The organism is Phenylobacterium sp., from assembly GCF_013911965.1.
In the GTDB taxonomy this organism is placed as follows: Bacteria; Pseudomonadota; Alphaproteobacteria; order Caulobacterales; family Caulobacteraceae; genus Phenylobacterium.
Genome location: NZ_JACESE010000005.1, coordinates 24,228 through 40,908, shown reverse-complemented (window position 1 = coordinate 40,908; position 16,681 = coordinate 24,228). Strand labels below are relative to the sequence as shown.

14 protein-coding genes and 1 pseudogene are annotated in these 16,681 nt (G+C 69.2%); 4 read left to right on the top strand and 11 right to left on the bottom strand.

Annotated features, from left to right (window positions below; translation table 11 throughout):
• Positions 1–5: 5 nt before the first annotated feature.
• Together H2041_RS06520 and H2041_RS06515 are read right to left on the bottom strand one after the other, a co-directional pair.
• On the bottom strand, positions 6–2,156 hold the full coding sequence (locus H2041_RS06520) for a malate synthase G (protein WP_293410805.1): 2,151 nt from the start codon (positions 2,154–2,156) through the stop codon (positions 6–8).
• Between the two features lie 232 nt (positions 2,157–2,388).
• On the bottom strand, positions 2,389–3,801 hold the full coding sequence (locus tag H2041_RS06515) for a short-chain fatty acyl-CoA regulator family protein (RefSeq protein WP_293410803.1): 1,413 nt from the start codon (positions 3,799–3,801) through the stop codon (positions 2,389–2,391).
• Between the two features lie 140 nt (positions 3,802–3,941).
• Here H2041_RS06515 and H2041_RS06510 point away from each other — a divergent pair, with 140 nt between their 5' ends.
• Entirely contained in the window at positions 3,942–5,534 is a 1,593-nt protein-coding gene (locus H2041_RS06510; protein ID WP_293410802.1) for an isocitrate lyase, read from the top strand.
• A gap of 147 nt (positions 5,535–5,681) precedes the next feature.
• Here H2041_RS06510 and H2041_RS06505 read toward each other — a convergent pair whose 3' ends face one another.
• From H2041_RS06505 to H2041_RS06495, 3 genes are all read right to left on the bottom strand, one after another.
• Entirely contained in the window at positions 5,682–6,800 is a 1,119-nt protein-coding gene (locus H2041_RS06505) for a ferritin-like domain-containing protein (protein WP_293410800.1), read from the bottom strand.
• 82 nt (positions 6,801–6,882) lie between these two features.
• On the bottom strand, positions 6,883–7,098 hold the full coding sequence (locus tag H2041_RS06500; protein ID WP_293410799.1) for a hypothetical protein: 216 nt from the start codon (positions 7,096–7,098) through the stop codon (positions 6,883–6,885).
• Positions 7,099–7,150: 52 nt separating this feature from the next.
• Positions 7,151–7,840, bottom strand: coding sequence for an alternative oxidase (locus H2041_RS06495; protein WP_293410797.1), 690 nt, complete (start codon positions 7,838–7,840; stop codon positions 7,151–7,153).
• Between the two features lie 252 nt (positions 7,841–8,092).
• On the opposite strand from H2041_RS06495, the gene H2041_RS06490 reads away from it, so the two are divergent.
• Both H2041_RS06490 and H2041_RS06485 read left to right on the top strand, forming a co-directional pair.
• Positions 8,093–8,548, top strand: a complete 456-nt coding sequence (locus tag H2041_RS06490) for a DUF4126 family protein (RefSeq protein WP_293410795.1) — start codon at positions 8,093–8,095, stop codon at positions 8,546–8,548.
• A gap of 78 nt (positions 8,549–8,626) precedes the next feature.
• Complete coding sequence (locus H2041_RS06485; RefSeq protein ID WP_293410793.1) at positions 8,627–9,622, top strand: glutathione S-transferase family protein; 996 nt, start codon at positions 8,627–8,629, stop codon at positions 9,620–9,622.
• A 14-nt stretch (positions 9,623–9,636) separates the two neighbouring features.
• Here the strand turns inward: H2041_RS06485 and H2041_RS06480 are convergent, their stop codons facing one another.
• Both H2041_RS06480 and H2041_RS06475 read right to left on the bottom strand, forming a co-directional pair.
• A complete protein-coding gene (locus H2041_RS06480) occupies positions 9,637–11,283 on the bottom strand; it encodes an acyl-CoA dehydrogenase family protein (RefSeq protein ID WP_293410791.1) in 1,647 nt (548 codons plus the stop codon).
• Positions 11,284–11,384: 101 nt separating this feature from the next.
• Positions 11,385–11,885: a metallophosphoesterase family protein gene (locus H2041_RS06475; protein WP_293410788.1), complete on the bottom strand. Its 501-nt coding sequence runs from the start codon at positions 11,883–11,885 to the stop codon at positions 11,385–11,387.
• Between the two features lie 59 nt (positions 11,886–11,944).
• Here H2041_RS06475 and H2041_RS06470 point away from each other — a divergent pair, with 59 nt between their 5' ends.
• Positions 11,945–12,499: a 2'-5' RNA ligase family protein gene (locus H2041_RS06470; protein WP_293410785.1), complete on the top strand. Its 555-nt coding sequence runs from the start codon at positions 11,945–11,947 to the stop codon at positions 12,497–12,499.
• Positions 12,500–12,558: 59 nt separating this feature from the next.
• Here H2041_RS06470 and H2041_RS06465 read toward each other — a convergent pair whose 3' ends face one another.
• The 4 genes and pseudogenes from H2041_RS06465 to istA all read right to left on the bottom strand — a co-directional run bounded on the left by H2041_RS06465 (position 12,559) and on the right by istA (position 16,592).
• Complete coding sequence (locus H2041_RS06465; protein ID WP_293410783.1) at positions 12,559–13,173, bottom strand: TIGR02281 family clan AA aspartic protease; 615 nt, start codon at positions 13,171–13,173, stop codon at positions 12,559–12,561.
• Between the two features lie 146 nt (positions 13,174–13,319).
• Positions 13,320–13,955 carry a glutathione S-transferase family protein gene (locus H2041_RS06460; protein ID WP_293410780.1) on the bottom strand — a complete coding sequence of 212 codons (636 nt, stop codon included), beginning with the start codon at positions 13,953–13,955 and terminating at the stop codon, positions 13,320–13,322.
• A 408-nt stretch (positions 13,956–14,363) separates the two neighbouring features.
• Positions 14,364–15,091, bottom strand: a pseudogene (gene istB / locus H2041_RS06455) (IS21-like element helper ATPase IstB).
• Positions 15,078–16,592, bottom strand: coding sequence for an IS21 family transposase (gene istA / locus H2041_RS06450; RefSeq protein WP_293411150.1), 1,515 nt, complete (start codon positions 16,590–16,592; stop codon positions 15,078–15,080). The pseudogene istB and the gene istA overlap by 14 nt, the downstream one beginning before the upstream one ends.
• Between the last annotated feature and the right edge of the window lie 89 nt (positions 16,593–16,681).

Here is a 16,681-nt window from a genome sequence, read left to right as displayed (position 1 = left end):
CGCGCTCAGGCGCCGGCGACCTGCGCCTTCCGCTCGCGGCGGCGGCGGGTCAGGATGTGCTCGGTATAGCCGTTGGGCTGGTTGCGGCCGTCGAACACCAGCTCCAGCGCCGCCTGATAGGCGATGCTGTCCGGATTGCCCGCCATCGGCGCATAGGCCGGATCGCCTGCGTTCTGCTCGTCCACCACCTTGGCCATGCGGGCGAAGGTCTCGCGGACCTGCGCCTCGGTGCAGACGCCGTGGTGCAGCCAGTTGGCCATGTGCTGGCTGGAGATGCGCAGGGTCGCGCGGTCTTCCATCAGGCCCACATCGTGGATGTCCGGCACCTTGGAGCAGCCGACGCCCTGGTCGATCCAGCGGACGACGTAGCCCAGGATGCCCTGGCAGTTGTTGTCCAGCTCCTGCTGCACGTCGGCGGCGTTCCAGTTGGACTTGGCGAGCGGCGGGGTCAGCAGCGCGTCGGCGCCGGTCTTCGTCGCCGCCTGGGCCATCTCGGCCTGCAGCGCCGGCACGTCGACCTCGTGGTAGTGCAGGGCGTGCAGCGTGGCCGCCGTCGGCGACGGCACCCAGGCCGTGGTCGCGCCGGCCTTCGGATGGCCGATCTTGGCGCTCAGCATGTCCTTCATCATGTCGGGCATGGCCCACATGCCCTTGCCGATCTGGGCGCGGCCGGGGAAGCCGGTCGCCAGGCCGATCTCCACATTGCGCTTCTCGTAGGAGGCCAGCCACGGCTCGGCCTTCATGGCGTCCTTGCGCACCATGGGGCCGGCCTCCATGGCCGTGTGGATCTCGTCGCCCGTACGGTCGAGGAAGCCGGTGTTGATGAAGACGACCCGGTCCCTGGCGGCGTGGATGCAGGCGGCCAGGTTGGCGCTGGTGCGGCGCTCCTCGTCCATGATGCCGATCTTGACGGTGTTGCGGGCGAGGCCCAGCGCGTCCTCGACCTGGTCGAACAGGGCCACGGCCAGGGCGACCTCTTCGGGGCCATGCAGCTTGGGCTTCACCACATAGACCGAGCCCGCGGCGCTGTTGGCCCGCTTGCCCTTCAGGTCGTGCAGGGCCGCCGCGACGGTGACCAGGGCGTCGACCAGGGTCTCGTAGACCGGCTTTCCGTCCAGGGTGGCGATGTCGGTCAGCATGTGGTGGCCCACATTGCGGACCAGCAGCAGGCTGCGGCCGCGCAGGGTGACCTCGCCGCCGCCGGGCGCGGCATAGGTGCGGTCCGGCTCGAGGCGGCGGGTCTCGGTCTTGCCGCCCTTGGCGAAGGTGGCCGTCAGGTCGCCCTTCATCAGGCCGAGCCAGTTCCGATAGACGTTGGTCTTGTCCTCGGCGTCGACGGCGGCGACCGAGTCCTCACAGTCCTGGATGGCGGTCAGGGCCGATTCCACCAGCACGTCGGCCACGCCGGCGGGATCGTCCTTGCCGACGTTGTGCGTGCGGTCGACCTGGATCTCCATGTGCAGGCCGTTGTGGCGCAGCAGCACGCCGGCGGGATCTGCGGCCTCGCCGCGATAGCCGACGAACTGGGCCGGGTCGGCCAGGCCCGTGGTCGTCCCGTCCTTCAGCTTCACGACAAGCTTGCCGCCTTCGACGGCGTAGCCTGCGGAGTCGGCGTGCGAGCCGGCGGCCAGGGGCGCGGCGCGATCGAGCACGCCGCGGGCATAGGCGATCACCTTGGCGCCACGCGCCGGATCATAGCCCTTGCCGCCGGTCGGCGGCTCCAGCGCATCGGTGCCGTAAAGGGCGTCATAGAGGCTGCCCCAGCGGGCGTTGGCGGCGTTCAGGGCGTAGCGGCCGTTGGAGACGGGCACCACCAGCTGCGGACCGGCCACCTTGCCGATCTCCGGATCGACGTTCTGCGTGCCGATCTCGAAGGCCGGCGGTTCGGGCAGGAGATAGCCGATCTCCTTCAGGAAGGCGATCTCCTCGGCCACGTCGAAGGGCTTGCCGCGGCGGTCCTTCCACCAGGCGTCGATCTTCGCCTGCAGTTCGTCGCGCTTGGCCAGCAGCTGCGCGTTGCGGGGGCCGAACTCCGCCAGGATCTTCTCCAGCGCAGCCCAGAACGCCCCGGCCTCTACGCCCGTGCCCGGCAGCAGCTCCTTCTCCACGAAGGCGTGCAGAAGATCGTCGACCGAAAGGGTGTTGCTGATGTCCATGCGCGTAACGGCCTTTCCACTCCAAGCGTCCGGCCCGCCGCGGACGGCGGGCGCATCTTGGCCGCTTTACTGCACGGAAGCGCGCGCGTTTGAAGCCCCCATGCGTTGCGATGGCCGCGCCTGGCGCGCCGGGCGAAGGCTGCCGAAAGCAAGGTCGTTGCGCGCCTCCTTCTGCAGCGTCGAAGCTTTCCCCGCGATCTTCACGCGACGGGGCAGGGCGTGCCCGGATTCCTCAGTTGTCCGAGAATCCGAACGGCGCGGTCGTCCGGCGGATGTCGTCAGGCAGGATCTGGCGTCCGATCGGCGGCGCGGAGCGGGCGGTGCATTCGGTCCGGTGGCACAGGCGGCAGGTGACGCCGATCGGGGTGGCGTTCTCGGGCCGCGGCGCGTCGGGACCTTGCGTGTAGACCAGCCTGTGGGCGTGCTCGGCCGCGCAGCCGAGGGCGATAGCCCGCTCCACCCGGGGCGCGCCATAGGCGCCGCCGCCGGCCGTCACCGTGCGGGCGATGGAGAAGAAGCGCTGGCCGTCCGGCAACTCCAGCCACTGGGTCACGATCTGCCGGGGCGTGCGGAAGGCCTCGTGCAGGGACCAGAGCGGGCAGCCGCCGCCGTGCCGGGCGAAGGGGAAGCCCGCCCCGTCCAGGCGCTTGGACACATTGCCCGCCGGATCGACGCGGATGAAGAAGAAGGGCACCCGCTCCTGGCCGGGCTTCTGCAGGGTCGTCAGCCGGTGGGCGGTCTGCTCGAAGCTCGTCCCGAACTGGCGGCCCAGGGCTTCGACGTCATAGTGGCGCGCCTCCACGGCCTTGGCGAAGGCCGAGTAGGGCATGAGCACGGCGGCGGCGGCATAGCTGGCGAGCGCGCGCCGGGTCAGGCGCTCGCCGCTCTCGGTGGCGAAACTGCTTTCCGCGAGCGCCGCATCGATCTCCTTGGGCAGTTCGAGATAGGCGAGCTGCAGGGCGAGCTGGAAGGACTGGCTGGCGCCGTCCAGGGAGTCGTCCAGCAGCAGTTCGCGCCGGTGCCAGTCGAGCCGCCGGGTTGATCCGACCATGACGGAGGAGGGGATCCGCCGCACCCTCAGCTGATGGCGCGACTTCAGATAGCCGGCCATGCCCTCGTGGGCGGCGATGGCCTGGGCCAGACGCTCGGCCGCATCGTCCAGGGTCGGGAAGCTGTTGCGCCGGGCGGCGAGGAAGCGGCGGGACTCCGCCACGGGATCGGGCGCTTCCTCCAGGTCGCTGTCACGCGCCGCCTCGGCCCGGTCGGCGAGCGCCAGGTGCTCCTCCTGATAGGCGGTGTAGAGGCGCAGCAGCGCCTCGGTGAAGGCCGGATAGTTGGTGGCGACGTCGCCGCTCTCCAGAGCGGGCAGGTCGATGTCGGCGAAAAGCGGGTCCTTCAGCACCGCCTGGAGCCGCGCAGCGTCGTCCGCGCCGGCCCCGCCGGCCAGGGCGGCCACGTCCACCTTGTAGGTCTGGGCCAGCCGCAGCAGCATCTCGGCGCTGAGCGGCCGGTGATTGCGTTCGAGCAGCGCGATGTACGAGGCCGAGACTTCGAGGTCGGCGGCCATGTCGGCCTGGGTGAGGCCGAGGTCGCGCCGCAGGCGGCGCAGGTTGGCGCCCAGATAGAGGCGCCGTTCGTTGGCCATGCGGAATCCTTTCGTGAGGACCCTTACAACATTACAACGAAATTCTGTAAAGCCTTACATCCCCACCTCGCCAGGGCTTTCGGCGCCCCTCGCGCGGAGGGTAGGGAGCCGCCAACCGAATTCGCATCGAGGAGAGGCGCATGTCCTACCAAGATCATATCATTCAGATGCAGCAGCTCATTCAGAGCAAGAACGGCACGTGGGACGGGATCAATCCCGAGAGCGTGGCCCGCATGCGTCTGCAGAACCGCTTCAAGACCGGCCTGGAGATCGCCCGCTACAACGCGGCCATCATGCGCAAGGACATGGCCGCCTACGACGCCGATCCGAGCAAGTACACCCAGTCGCTCGGCTGCTGGCACGGCTTCATCGGCCAGCAGAAGATGATCTCCATCAAGAAGCACTTCGGCACCACCGACCGGAAGTACCTCTATCTGTCGGGCTGGATGGTCGCGGCCCTGCGCTCGGAGTTCGGCCCGCTGCCCGACCAGTCGATGCACGAGAAGACCTCGGTGCCGGCGCTGATCGAAGAGCTCTACACCTTCCTGCGCCAGGCCGACGCCCGTGAGCTCGGCCTCATGTTCCGCGACCTGGACGCCGCGCGCGCCGCCGGCGACAAGGCCAAGGAACAGCAGCTGCTCGACGCGATCGACAACTACCAGACCCACGTGGTTCCGATCATCGCCGACATCGACGCCGGCTTCGGCAACGCGGAAGCCACCTATCTGCTGGCCAAGAAGATGATCGAGGCGGGCGCCTGCGCCCTGCAGATCGAAAACCAGGTCTCCGACGAGAAGCAGTGCGGCCACCAGGACGGCAAGGTGACCGTCCCGCACGAGGACTTCCTGCAGAAGATCCGCGCCTGCCGCTACGCCTTCCTAGAGCTGGGCGTCGAGGACGGCATCATCGTCACCCGCACCGACTCGCTGGGCGCCGGCCTGACCAAGCAGATCGCCGTCAGCCATGAGCCGGGCGACATCGGCGACCAGTACAACAGCTTCCTCGACTGCGAAGAGGTCGATCCCTCGAAGGTCGGCAACGGCGACGTCATCATCAGCCGCAACGGCAAGCTGCTGCGTCCGAAGCGTCTGCCCTCGAACCTCTTCCAGTTCCGCGAAGGCACCGGCGCCGACCGCTGCGTCCTGGACTCCATCGTCTCGCTGCAGAACGGCGCCGACCTGCTGTGGATCGAGACCGAGAAGCCGCACGTCGAGCAGATCGCCTCGATGATGGACCGCATCCGCGAGGTCATCCCGAACGCCAAGCTTGTCTACAACAACAGCCCGTCCTTCAACTGGACGCTGAACTTCCGCCAGCAGGTGTTCGACGCGTGGAAGGACGCCGGCAAGGACGTCTCGGCCTACGACCGCGCCAAGCTGATGAGCGTCGACTACGACGAGACCGACCTCGCCAAGGAAGCCGACGAGCGCATCCGCACCTTCCAGGCCGACGGCGCCAAGCGGGCGGGCATCTTCCACCACCTGATCACCCTGCCGACCTATCACACGGCCGCCCTGTCCACGGACAACCTGGCCAAGCGCTACTTCGGCGACGAAGCCATGCTCGGCTACGTCAAGCAGGTGCAGCGTGAGGAGATCCGCCAGGGCATCGCCTGCGTGAAGCACCAGAACATGTCGGGCTCCGACATCGGCGACGACCACAAGGAGTACTTCGCCGGCGAAGCGGCCCTGAAGGCCGGCGGCGTCCACAACACGATGAACCAGTTCGCCTAAAGAGCGGCGGTCATCGCGGGAAAGCGAGCGGCCCGGGACATCGTCCCGGGCCGTTTTGCTTGGCCCGCAGCCAAAAAAAGGAGACCCGCATCCGAGGTCGGATGCGGGCCAGGCTCACCCCAGGAGGGGATGGTCGAGCCGACAGGCTCAGGCGGCGATGACCTTGCCGTCGCCGACGGTGAGGGGACGTTCCAGGGTCGCCCAGTCGATGGCGCCGTCGTGCTTCAGGTTCTCGAACTCCAGCACGCCCAGTTCCTCGAACTTCGGCCGCACCTTGTCGGTCAGCAGGCCGACGCGCTTCAGGTTCGGGATCATCCGTTCGAACAGGAACTTGCGGAACGCCTGGCCGCCCTGGCTGGCGTTGTTGATCTCCATGGCCTCCTCGGGCGTGAAGCCGAACTCCTCGGCGACCGTCGTGGAGACGAGGCGGTTGCGCATGACGACGCAGGCCTCGTAGGCGAACTGGGCGCGCTCCTCGATCTCCTCCTGCGGCAGGGCGCGGATCCAGTCCTCCAGATAGTTGACGCCGAAGGCCACGTGCCGGCCCTCGTCACGCATGACCAGGCCCACCACGTCGCGCAGCAGCGGGTCCTCGGTGGTCTCGTGGATGGTCTGGAAGGCCGCCAGCGCCAGGCCCTCGATCAGGATCTGCATGCCGATGAACTTCAGGTCCCAGCGCTGGTCGGTGAGCACCTTGTCGAGCAGGAACTTCAGGCTCGGATTGATCGGATAGATCATCCGGCAGCGGTGCATCAGGTACTTGTGGAACACCTCGACGTGGCGGGCCTCGTCGAAGGTCTGGGAGGCGGCGTAGAGCTTGGCGTCGTGGGTCGGCGCGCAGCTGACCAGCTGCGAGGCCACCATCAGGGCGCCCTGCTCGCCGTGCAGGAACTGCGACAGGGTCTGGGCCTGCGAGCGGTGGGCGAACTCGGCCTTCTGGGCCGGCGTCAGGGCCTTCCACTTGGGATGGTCCTTGAAGCCCTCGGGCCCGTCGTCCTCGCCCGCGGCGGCCGGGCGCTGGGGCAGGGGCTGGTCCCAGTCGATGTCGAGCTCGGAGTTCCAGTTGAACCGCTTGCCGAGCTCGTAGAGCTTGCGGATCTTCGTGTTCGCCGTCTCGTAGTCCCAGTTGTAGGACCCGGTCAGCGGAGTGTTGAAGATCTCGCGGATGCAGTCGACGTCGTGGTCGGTCAGGCGGCGGGCGAGGTCGTCGTCATCGAAGGTCTGGACCTCGGTCGGCGGTCCCTGGACGATCTGAACATGCAGCATGGCTTGGCTCCCTTCGGCCCGGTTCCATCGCCGAGCTCAAGAGCCACTATAAAGATGACGCCGGCGTCATCTTTGACATGGGTCAAGGGGCGTTGGCCGGCTGGGGGCGCCGCGGAGGCGCGTCGGCCACGTCCAGCGAGAAGAGCAGGTCGCCGAACTGCGTGATGTCGCAGCTGGAGGCGCCGGCCTCGGCCAGGGCCCGGCGGGCCAGGGTGATCAGTTCGCCGGGACGGCAGGTCAGGGGAACGAAGACCCGCTCCCCCCTGACATCCATCATCAATTCGTAGGTCTGCATCATGCTGGACCTCCAGGGCCGGACGCAGGGCTGCGTCCGGCGGAGCCTTCGTTCCTCAGGCCGCCTGCTTCCAGGCCGGCTCCAGGGTCACGTGCGGCGGGCAGGGGGCGACCACGCCTTGCGGCAGGCCGGCCAGCTCGTTGGCGAAGTCGTGGTTCACGTCGCGGTGGTGGGCCTCATCGGCGCGGACCACCTCGACCACGTCACGCAGGGTCGCGTCGTCGGGCAGGTTCCAGTAGGCCTTGGCGATGGCCGGCGCCGGCACGTTCTCCGAACGGCCCTCGTCGATCTCGGCGAGATAGTGAGTGTAGCTGATCACCGCCTCTTCCTCGAAATAGCCGACCACGCGGTGGGCGGTCTTCGGCGAGATCAGATAGAGGCCGAAGAAGAACAGGTAGAAGACCCACTGGGCGGCGACGACCACGAAGCGCTCGAACAGGGTCGGCTTGGCCACCTCGATGAAGGTCATCAGGTGCATGCGCTCGTTCTCGGCCTCATCCATCAGCGTCTTGATCCAGCCGCGGTCGTCGCACATGCGGCGCAGGCACTTCAGGTGGTTGAGCGTCGCGCCCACCATGCCCGGCACCGCCGCCACGGTCTCCAGCACCACGGCGCGATGGCCATAACGCTTGGCGAAGAAGGTGTCGGCGCAGAACCGCAGCAGCTTGACGAAGCCGAAGGCGACGCGATCGGCCGCGCCCTTGGGCTGATGATGGACGGTCAGGTCGATGGCGGGGCTTTGCATGACGGGGCCTTACTTACTCAAGACGAACATCGGGGGGCGCGAACGCCGCGTGTGAGCCTTTGAGTACGCCTCTCGTCCGTCCGCCGATATTCGGGGCGTCGCCCTAAGGGCTGACCCTTAGGCCAAGCTGTCGCACGGGATCGCCGGATCCGAGGACGCGCGCTCCGCCGGTTCGCGTCCGTCAGGACGCCAATGTGTGGGAGCCAATCGGCGCATTGAGCGATTTGGCCTGGAGCCATCAGAGGACAGCCCATGCTCCATGCCCTTCTCATCGGACTTTCCGCCGGCGCGCGGTCCATGACCCCGCTCGCCGTGGTCGCCGACGCCGCCCGGTGCGGGACCCTGCCGGCCGACAACGGCGCGCCCTCCTGGCTGGGCCACCCCCTGGTGTCTGGCGCCGCCAAGACCCTGGCCGCCGGCGAGATCTGGGGCGACAAGCTGCGCTCGGCGCCGGACCGGATCGTGCTGGCCGGGATCGCCGCGCGTCTCGTCACCGGCGGGATTGCGGGCATGGCGCTGGCGCCGCGCCGTCGCGCCCTCGCCGGAGCCGTGCTGGGGGCCGGAGCGGCCGTCGCGGCGTCCTACGTCACCTTCGCCCTGCGCATGCGCGCCATGCGCCGCTTCGGCCAGACCTCCACCGGCCTGATCGAGGACGCGCTCACGCTCGGCGCAGCCCAGACGGTGGCGCTCGCCGCGCGCAGCCGTTAGCCGATCGCGGGCTCGCCAGGCGCGGCGATGGGCGGCAGACTGGCCTCCGACGACGCCTGAGACGCCGCGGAGGACGCCTTGCCTGAGCCCTATGTGATCTTCGGATCGGAAATGTCGCCCTATTCGGTGAAGGTCCGGTCCTACTTCCGGTTCAAGGGGCTGCCGCATCGCTGGACCCCGCGCGGCCCGGACAACGAGGCGGAGTACCGCAAGCACTCGCGCCTGCCGATCATCCCGACGGTGGTGAGCCCCGACGGCCAGGGCCTGCAGGACTCCACTCCGATCATCGAGGCGGTCGAGGCGGCCCATCCGGAGCCCTCGATCCATCCCGACGGCCCGGCGCTGAAGTTCCTCTCGCAGTTCGTCGAGGAGTTCGGCGACGAGTGGGGCAACAAGCTGATGTTCCACCACCGCTGGTACGCCGAGGTCGACCAGCTCGCCTCGGCCCAGGCGCTGGCCCGGCTGAGCCTGCCGACCGCGAGCGCCGAGGCGGTGGCCGAGCGCGCCAGGATGGTGCGCGAGCGCATGACCGGCCGGGGTCACTTCGTGGGCTCCAGCGACGCCAATGCGCCGCTCATCACGGCCTATTACGAGCGCCTGCTCGACATCCTGCAGCCACACCTGACCGACCGGCCCTACCTGTTCGGCGGCCGGCCGGCGCTCGGCGACTTCGGTCTCGCCGCCCAGTTCTTCGAGATGCTGATCGACCCCACCACCGGGGCCATCATGCGCGCCCGGGCGCCGGCGGTGGCCGACTGGGCGCTGCGCATGAACGACCCACGGATCGATGGCGACTTCGAGAGCTGGGACGCGCTCGCCCCGACGTTCAAGCCGCTGCTGGACTATGCCGGCGCCTACTTCCTGCCCTGGGCCGACGCCAACGCCCGCGCCCTGGCGGCCGGCGAGGAGAGCTTCACCGTCGCCCTGCCGGGCGGCGACTACGCCCAGCCGCCGCAGAAGTACCACGCGAAGTCGCTGGCCGAACTGCGCCGCAAGTACGCCGAGGCGGCGGGGGATGAGCGACTGGCGGCCATCCTGGCGGAGTCCGGCTGCCTGGAGGCGCTGAAGGGCTGAGGGCGGACGGCCGCTCAGGCCGGCAGCTGGCGCGCCACGATGGCCGCGATATCGGGCGCACGGGCGAAGGCGCCGTAGAAGGCGCTGCGGTCTTCGCTAAGCCGGCTGCCGACAAAGGCCTCGGCGACGGCCGCGGGCGCGTGCCGGACGAGCAGGGCGCCCTGCAGGACGAGAGCCATGCGCTCGGCGACCCAGCGGGCCTCGCCCTCGCCGACCGCGCCCCGGTCCAGGATCGACGTCAGCTGGTCGGCCGCGGCGTCCAGGGTGCGCGAGACCCCGCGCGCCGCCTCGACCTCCGCCCGCCAGGCGGCCAGGGCCTCGGGCTCGCGCGCCAGCGTGCGCAGGATGTCCAGGGCGATGACGTTGCCCGAGCCTTCCCAGATGGCGTTCAGGGGCGATTCCCGGAACAGCCGGGGCATGGGCGTCTCTTCGACGTAGCCGACGCCGCCGTGGCATTCCATGCACTCGAAGACGAAGCCGGGGCAGCGCTTGGTCAGCCAGTACTTGCCCAGAGCCACGGCCAGGCGAGCGAAGGCGCGGCCCTGAGGGTCCAGGTCGCCGAAGGCGCGCGCGGTGCGGGTCGCGAGCACGACGGCCGCCTCGTACTCCAGGGCCAGATCGGCGATCACCGCGCGCATGGCCGGCTGGTCGATCAGCGTCTTCTGGAAGGCCCTGCGGCCGCTGACGTGGTGGGCCGCCTGGGCGAGCGCCATGCGCATGACGCCGAGCGTGGCGGCCATGGTTCCCAGGCGCGTGTGGTGGACCATGTCGATGATAACCTTCACGCCGCGCCCCTCCTCGCCCAGCAGGCGGGCCGTCGCGCCGTGGTATTCGATCTCGCTGGAGGCGTTGGAGCGGTTGCCGAGCTTGTCCTTCAGCCGCATGAGGCGGATGGCGTTGCGCTCGCCCCCTTCGGCGATGCGCGGAACGAGGAAGCAGCTGAGGCCGCCGGGCGCCTGGGCCAGCGTCAGGAAGCCGTCGCTCATCGGCGCCGAGCAGAACCACTTGTGGCCGGTCAAGCGATAGAGCCCCTCGCCCAGGGGCTCGGCCCGCGTGGCGTTGGCGCGCACGTCGCTGCCGCCCTGCTTTTCCGTCATGGCCATGCCCAGGGTGATCCCGCGCTTCTGCGTGATCGGCCGCAGGGGGGCGTCGTAGCGGCCGCCGATCAGCCGCTCGAGCCAGGGGCCGGCGGCGTCCCGATGGGCCGCCAGGACGGGCACGGCGGCGTAGGTCATGTTGATCGGGCACATGGTCCCGGCCTCGGCCTGGGTGAAGAGGGCGAGCAGGCCGAGGTGGCCCACATGCGCGCCGGGCTCGTCGACCGTCCAGGCCACGTCATGGACGCCGTGATCCATCGCCAGCGCCATGAGCTCGTGATAGGCGGGATGGAAGCGCGCCTCGTCCAGCCGTCGCCCGTACCGGTCGAAGGCGACCAGCTCCGGCGGATGGCGGTTGGCCAGTTCTCCCAGTTCCAGCACGTGCTCGGACCCGACCACCGCGCCCAGCGCCGCCATGCGTTCGTCCAGCCACGGCCCGGCCTCGCGTCGTACGGCTTCGCGCAAGGGCTGGTCGATCAGATACAGGTTCTGGCCGGCGAACGGGGGCGGCTGGTTCGTGACCTCGTGGGTCTCGAGGACGTCCGTGGGGGCGTAGGCGGGCATGGTCTCGCTCCTGGGCTGGAGGGCCTTGAGGCGAGCCTACGCCCCGGCGGGCCTGGGGTGAACAGCCGGCGGCGGCCTCCGGAGCGGGGCGAGGGCGTCGCTCAGGGCGCTTTCGGCCGGCGCGCCGCCAGCAGGGCTTCCAGCGCGACCGGGGCATAGTCGCGCACATCGACGCCCACGTCGAACTGGCGCGGCAGGGGCTTCATCCGGCCGTGACTGTGGCCATGCAGGTTCAGGCTGCCGCGGTGCTGGCCGTTCCAGCTCCGGAACGGATAGTGGCACAGAACGAGCCGCCGGCCCTCGCGCTCGATCTCGGCATAGGGCTGCACCGTCTCCCAGCCGTGGGCGACGTCTGGGCCGATGTCGTTATTGCCGGCCACGAGGTGCTTGCGCCCGTTCAGCTTCGGCAGGAGCTCGGCGGCCAGGCGCGGCGTGCGGGCGAAGTCTCCCAGGTGCCAGATCTCGTCCCCTGCGCCGACGACGGCGTTCCAGCGGGCGATCAGGTCGGCGTCCATCTCCGCCACCGAGCCGTAAGGCCGGGGATAGAGGTTGAGGACGCGGTGATCGCCGAAGTGGGTGTCGCTGGTGAAGAATGTCGCCATGGTCTGCGGAACGCCCACACCTGTTCGACCGTGCCCGGAGCCCAGCGCCAGGTTCTTCCATGATCGACCATCCGCCCCTGATCGTCACCGCCGCCCTGGACGAGGGCGCCTTCGCCTGGTTCGACGACCTGCGGCGCGCCCACTTCCCGAAGGGACGCAATCAGGTCCCGGCGCACCTGACCCTTTTCCACGCCCTGCCGGGGGCGGAGGAGACCGCCGTCGCCGAAGTGCTGAAGGCCGCCGCCGGACGGCGCGCGCCGATGCGGCTGGAGGTTCGCGGCCCCTGGTTTCTCGGCCGGGGCGTGGCCTATCGCATCGCCTCGCCCGAGCTTGAGGATCTGCGCGCCGAACTGGCGGCGGCCTTCTCCGGCTGGCTGACGCCCCAGGACCGCGCCCCCTTCCGGCCGCACATCACCATCCAGAACAAGGCCGAACCGGACGCCGCGCGGGCCCTGCTCGAAGACCTGCAGCAGGCCTTCGAGCCCTTCGATATCTGGGCCGAGGGGCTGGAGGTCTGGCGCTATCTCGGCGGCCCCTGGTCGCCGATAGCGCGCCTGGCGTTCGGCGACGCAAGCCCCGCCGGAAGCGGTCTCGGCGAGGCGGATGGCTCCTGAAGCAGGCGCCGACGGGCGAGAGTCTGCTGTGGATTCTCGTCGGCGCCTCAGCCGGAGCTTCACGCCCCCGGCTCGCTCCGCGGCGTCAGCACCATGGACTGGCCTTCGACGCGCCAGCTCGCCAGGCGGACCAGGAAGTTCATGCCAAGGACGTCCACCGGCCCCAGCGAGGGAGAGATCGCGACCTTCAGGTCCGAGGCGGAGATGGGGCCGAGGCTGAAGGACTCCGCCCGTGCGGGCTGCGCCTGCACCACGCCGTTGGCCGTGCGCGCGACGATGGGGGCGAGGCTGACCTCCGGACGGATGCCGGCCCGTGCGGCCGTCTCGGTCGAGAGGGTCGTCAGGGTGGCCCCGCTGTCGATCAGCATCCGCGTCTCGACCCCGTTCAGGCTGACCCGCGCCCAGAAGTGGCCGTCCGGCGACATGCGGATGCGCACCTCCTCCCCGGTCACCTCCTGGCCGTCCAGCCCGGCCCGGGCCAGCAGCGGGGCGAGCCAGGGCTGATAGGGAAGCTGCTGGGCCACCACGAACAGGCAGAGGGCCAGGACGGCGACGGACACCACGTGCCGCAGGGCGCCGCCCACGTAGGGCAACCGGAAAAGGAGCGTCAGGCCCAGGGCGGCGACGACGGCGAAGAGGGCGAGCTGCTGCCAGTGGGGAAGGGAGTCGAGCATGCCCCAATGAACTGCAGAGCTGGGCTTTCGATCCGGCAGCCGGGCCTCGCACCGCCTTCGACGCGCCCGGCTGCGCCGGCCCCTCCCGGCGGCGCGCGCCAGAGCAGGACGGGCGCGGCGGCCTTGTCAGCCGCCGGCGCCCCGGTTCACGCGGTCGGCTGCGCCTGATGGATCAGGGCGTCGTCGATCTCGTCCGCGCGCCGGGCCGCGGGACGCTGGAGATGGCGTTCCGCATAGGTCTCGAACGCCGGACGCTTCTCGATCATCCCGAAGTTCATCCCCCAGGACAGGTGTGAGGCGAGGTAGAGGTCGGCGGCGGTGAAGGTTTCGCCCACCAGATAGGCGCGGTCCTTCACCGCGCCCTCAAGGACGTCCAGGACATCCTCCATGCAGCCGAAGCCCAGGGAGCTGCGCTGCTCGGGCGTCGGTTCCAGGTTCACCGCCTTGGCGCCGATGGCCTGCTCGATCGGACCGGCCCCGAAGAACAGCCAGCGATAGTAGGGACCGCGCAGCCGGCTGTGGGCGGGGGGCGCGAGGCCGGCTTCAGGGAAGGCGTCGGCGAGGTAGGCGCAGATGGCCGCGCATTCGGTGACGACGGTCCCGTCATGGACGATGGCGGGAACCTTGCCCATGGGATTGATCGCCAGATAGTCGGCCGTCTTGGCGTCTCCGGTCTCCCAGCGCAGGATTCTCGCCTCGTAAGGCTGGCCCACCTCCTCGAGCATCCAGCGGACGATGCGGCTGCGCGACATGGGGTTGGTGTAGAAGACGAGGTCGGACATGGTCGGCTCCAGCTGTTTGAGACCACCTATCCTCACGCTGCTGACAGCGGTGTGGCAGCAGTCCTTCACGGAGGGCGCGCTGTCGAACGGCTTCGGCATGGGCGGCGTGAACGCCAGCGCGCCGTGGAGATCGCGCTCCTGCCCGCTCCGCGGCGTCCGCTTTCCGGCCGAGCGACAAGATCAGCGACTGACGCCGATCAGACGCGGACAGGTCAGAGAGCAGATCCCCTGACCTGCGCCGATCGCTCGTTCCTACTCAGCAGTGTCAAACGGCGTTGAAAAATGACCCCCGACCGGCGTGCAAAATTGACCCCCTTGGTGCGGGCGTTGGCAGTCGCCCGGCGGCGTAGCGCGTAGCCATCGGCGTAGCGCAGCGCGTAGCCGGCGGGCGCACCCCTCACGTTGGGTTTAGGACCGGCTTTTCAGCCGCCAGCTGTCATTGCCGGTTTCGACGATGTCGCAGTGGTGGGTGAGCCGGTCGAGCAGCGCCGTGGTCATCTTGGCGTCGCCGAAGACGGTCGGCCATTCGCCGAAGGCCAGGTTCGTGGTGATGAGCACCGAGGTGCGCTCGTAGAGTTTGCTGATCAGGTGGAAGAGCAGTTGGCCGCCAGCCTGGGCAAACGGCAGATAACCCAGCTCGTCGAGCACGACGAGATCCAGCCGGGAGAGCTGGGCCGCGAGCGCTCCAGCCTTGCCACGCCGGCCTCGTCCTCCAGGCGGTTCACAAGATCGACGAGGTTGAAGAAGCGGCCGCGGGCGCCGGCGCGGACCACGCTGGCGGTGATCGCGACGGCCAGATGGGTCTTGCCCGTACCGGTACCGCCCACCAGCACGACGTTGCGATGGTTGGCCAGGAAGGCGCCGTCGTGCAGCGTGCGGATCAGCCCCTCATTGATCGGCGAGCCTTGGAAGATGAAGGTCGAGAGGTCCTTCATCACTGGCAGCTTGGCCGCCGTCATGCGGTAGCGGATGGATGCGGCCTTGCGGTGAGCGGTCTCGGCCTCCAGGAGATCGGCCAGCATCTCCATGGCCGTACGGTTGCGCTGCAGCCCGGTGGTGACGGCGTCGTCGAAGGCGCCGGCCATGCCCTTCAAGCCCAGTTGCCCCAAGACCTCGATCATCTCATGCCGCTGCACGGGGGCCTCTCAGACGGTCGTAGCGGGCGCAGTCGGCGATCGGCGGGTGCCGCAGCTGAAGCGCCTCCGACGTGGTGATCCCCGCAGGTCGTGGCGGCTCGCGTCGCCGGGCAAGGATATTGAGGATCAGATCGTCGCTGGAGAGACCGGCGTCCAAGGCCTCACGGACCGCCTCGTCGACAGCCTCCAGGCCATCGTCGAGCACCGCGGCCAGCACCCGCACGAAGCGGCGGTCGGCCTCGTCGCCAGAGCCCAGCTTCTTCCGCAGCCGGGTCAAGGCCGGCGGCAGCGCCCAGTCCTGGAAGGGCGCGCCGTTGCGCAGCGCCCCGGGTTTGCGCGCCAGCACCGGCAGGTAGTGCCAGGGATCATAGATTGTCCGGTCGCGGCCGAAGCTGCGCGGGTGATCGGCCACGACCTCGCCGCCGCAGAGCAGCACGATCCGGTCGGCGTAGGCGCGGATCTGCACCGCCCGGCGCGCCGCCCGGGCCGCCACCGAGTAGCGATTGCGGTCGAAGCTGACCAGGCAGGTGGCCTGCGCCACGGCCTCGATCTGGTGGAAGCCGTCGAAGGCCCCAGCAAACGGCGCCAGAAACGGCTGCTCGGTCTCAAACACCTCCCAGACCGTCCGGTCGCGTTGCTCAGGATGTCGGTCGTTTCGCGCCCGGCGCTCGCACTCGGCTTCCAGCCAGCCGTTGAGCTCCTCCAGCGTACTGAAGCGCAGGCGTGGCTTGAAGATGTTGTCGCGGGCATAGCCCACCTGGTTCTCGACCTGCCCCTTCTCCCAGCCCGAGGCTGGTGTGCAGGCGACCGGCTCGATCAGGTAGTGCGAGCACATCTGCTCGAAGCGCCGATTGAACCGCCGGGTCTTGCCCGCAAACACCGCGTCCACCGCAGTCTTCATGTTATCGTAGATCCCGCGCGCCGTGACCCCGCCGAACAGCGCAAAGGCGCGGGCGTGAGCATCGAACACCATCTCCTGGCTCTCGCGCGGATAGGCCCGGATGTAGAACCGACGACTGTGGCAAAGCCGCAAATGCGCGACCTTCACGGTCATCGGCGTGCCGCCGATCTCGACCTGGTCGTGGCTCCAGTCGAACTGGTAGGCGTCGCCCGGCGCAAAGCTCAGCGGCACAAACGCCTCGACCGGAGAGCTCACGCCGCGGCGCGTGGCAGCCCACCGGCCTGCATATCGTCGGACGGCGTCGTAGCCGCCGTCATAGCCCTCCCGGCTCAGCAGATCGGCGATCCGCGTCAGGGTCAGCCGGTCCTTCTTGGCGCTGGCGGCGTTGCTCTCCAGCATCGCCTCTAACCGCCCGATGAAGGCGCCCAGCTTGGGATGAGGCTGCTCGGAACGCTCGTACTCAAACGAGGTCTCTCCCGACCTCAGCACCTTGCGGACCGTGTTGCGCGACAACCCCAGCTCCCGCGCGATCGTCTTTACGCCCTTGCCCCGACCAAAGTGCTCACGCCGGATCTTCGCAACCGTCTCCAATACCAGCATCCCCATCTCGATCCGCAGCTGAACAAGCCGCCGATCTGGCCATCAAAGCCTCAGAGACAGGGGGTCATTTTTCGACGCCGATTTCCCCG

What these genes read in the sequence shown, in the direction of transcription:
- H2041_RS06495 (WP_293410797.1), bottom strand. Translation starts at nt 7,840, where the DNA reads ATGCAAAGCCCCGCCATCGACCTGACCGTCCATCATCAGCCCAAGGGC.
- H2041_RS06465 (WP_293410783.1), bottom strand. Translation starts at nt 13,173, where the DNA reads ATGCTCGACTCCCTTCCCCACTGGCAGCAGCTCGCCCTCTTCGCCGTC.
- H2041_RS06505 (WP_293410800.1), bottom strand. Translation starts at nt 6,800, where the DNA reads ATGCTGCATGTTCAGATCGTCCAGGGACCGCCGACCGAGGTCCAGACC.
- istA (WP_293411150.1), bottom strand. Translation starts at nt 16,592, where the DNA reads ATGCTGGTATTGGAGACGGTTGCGAAGATCCGGCGTGAGCACTTTGGT.
- H2041_RS06520 (WP_293410805.1), bottom strand. Translation starts at nt 2,156, where the DNA reads ATGGACATCAGCAACACCCTTTCGGTCGACGATCTTCTGCACGCCTTC.
- H2041_RS06470 (WP_293410785.1), top strand. Translation starts at nt 11,945, where the DNA reads ATGATCGACCATCCGCCCCTGATCGTCACCGCCGCCCTGGACGAGGGC.
- H2041_RS06510 (WP_293410802.1), top strand. Translation starts at nt 3,942, where the DNA reads ATGTCCTACCAAGATCATATCATTCAGATGCAGCAGCTCATTCAGAGC.
- H2041_RS06500 (WP_293410799.1), bottom strand. Translation starts at nt 7,098, where the DNA reads ATGATGCAGACCTACGAATTGATGATGGATGTCAGGGGGGAGCGGGTC.
- H2041_RS06480 (WP_293410791.1), bottom strand. Translation starts at nt 11,283, where the DNA reads ATGCCCGCCTACGCCCCCACGGACGTCCTCGAGACCCACGAGGTCACG.
- H2041_RS06460 (WP_293410780.1), bottom strand. Translation starts at nt 13,955, where the DNA reads ATGTCCGACCTCGTCTTCTACACCAACCCCATGTCGCGCAGCCGCATC.
- H2041_RS06490 (WP_293410795.1), top strand. Translation starts at nt 8,093, where the DNA reads ATGCTCCATGCCCTTCTCATCGGACTTTCCGCCGGCGCGCGGTCCATG.
- H2041_RS06475 (WP_293410788.1), bottom strand. Translation starts at nt 11,885, where the DNA reads ATGGCGACATTCTTCACCAGCGACACCCACTTCGGCGATCACCGCGTC.
- H2041_RS06515 (WP_293410803.1), bottom strand. Translation starts at nt 3,801, where the DNA reads ATGGCCAACGAACGGCGCCTCTATCTGGGCGCCAACCTGCGCCGCCTG.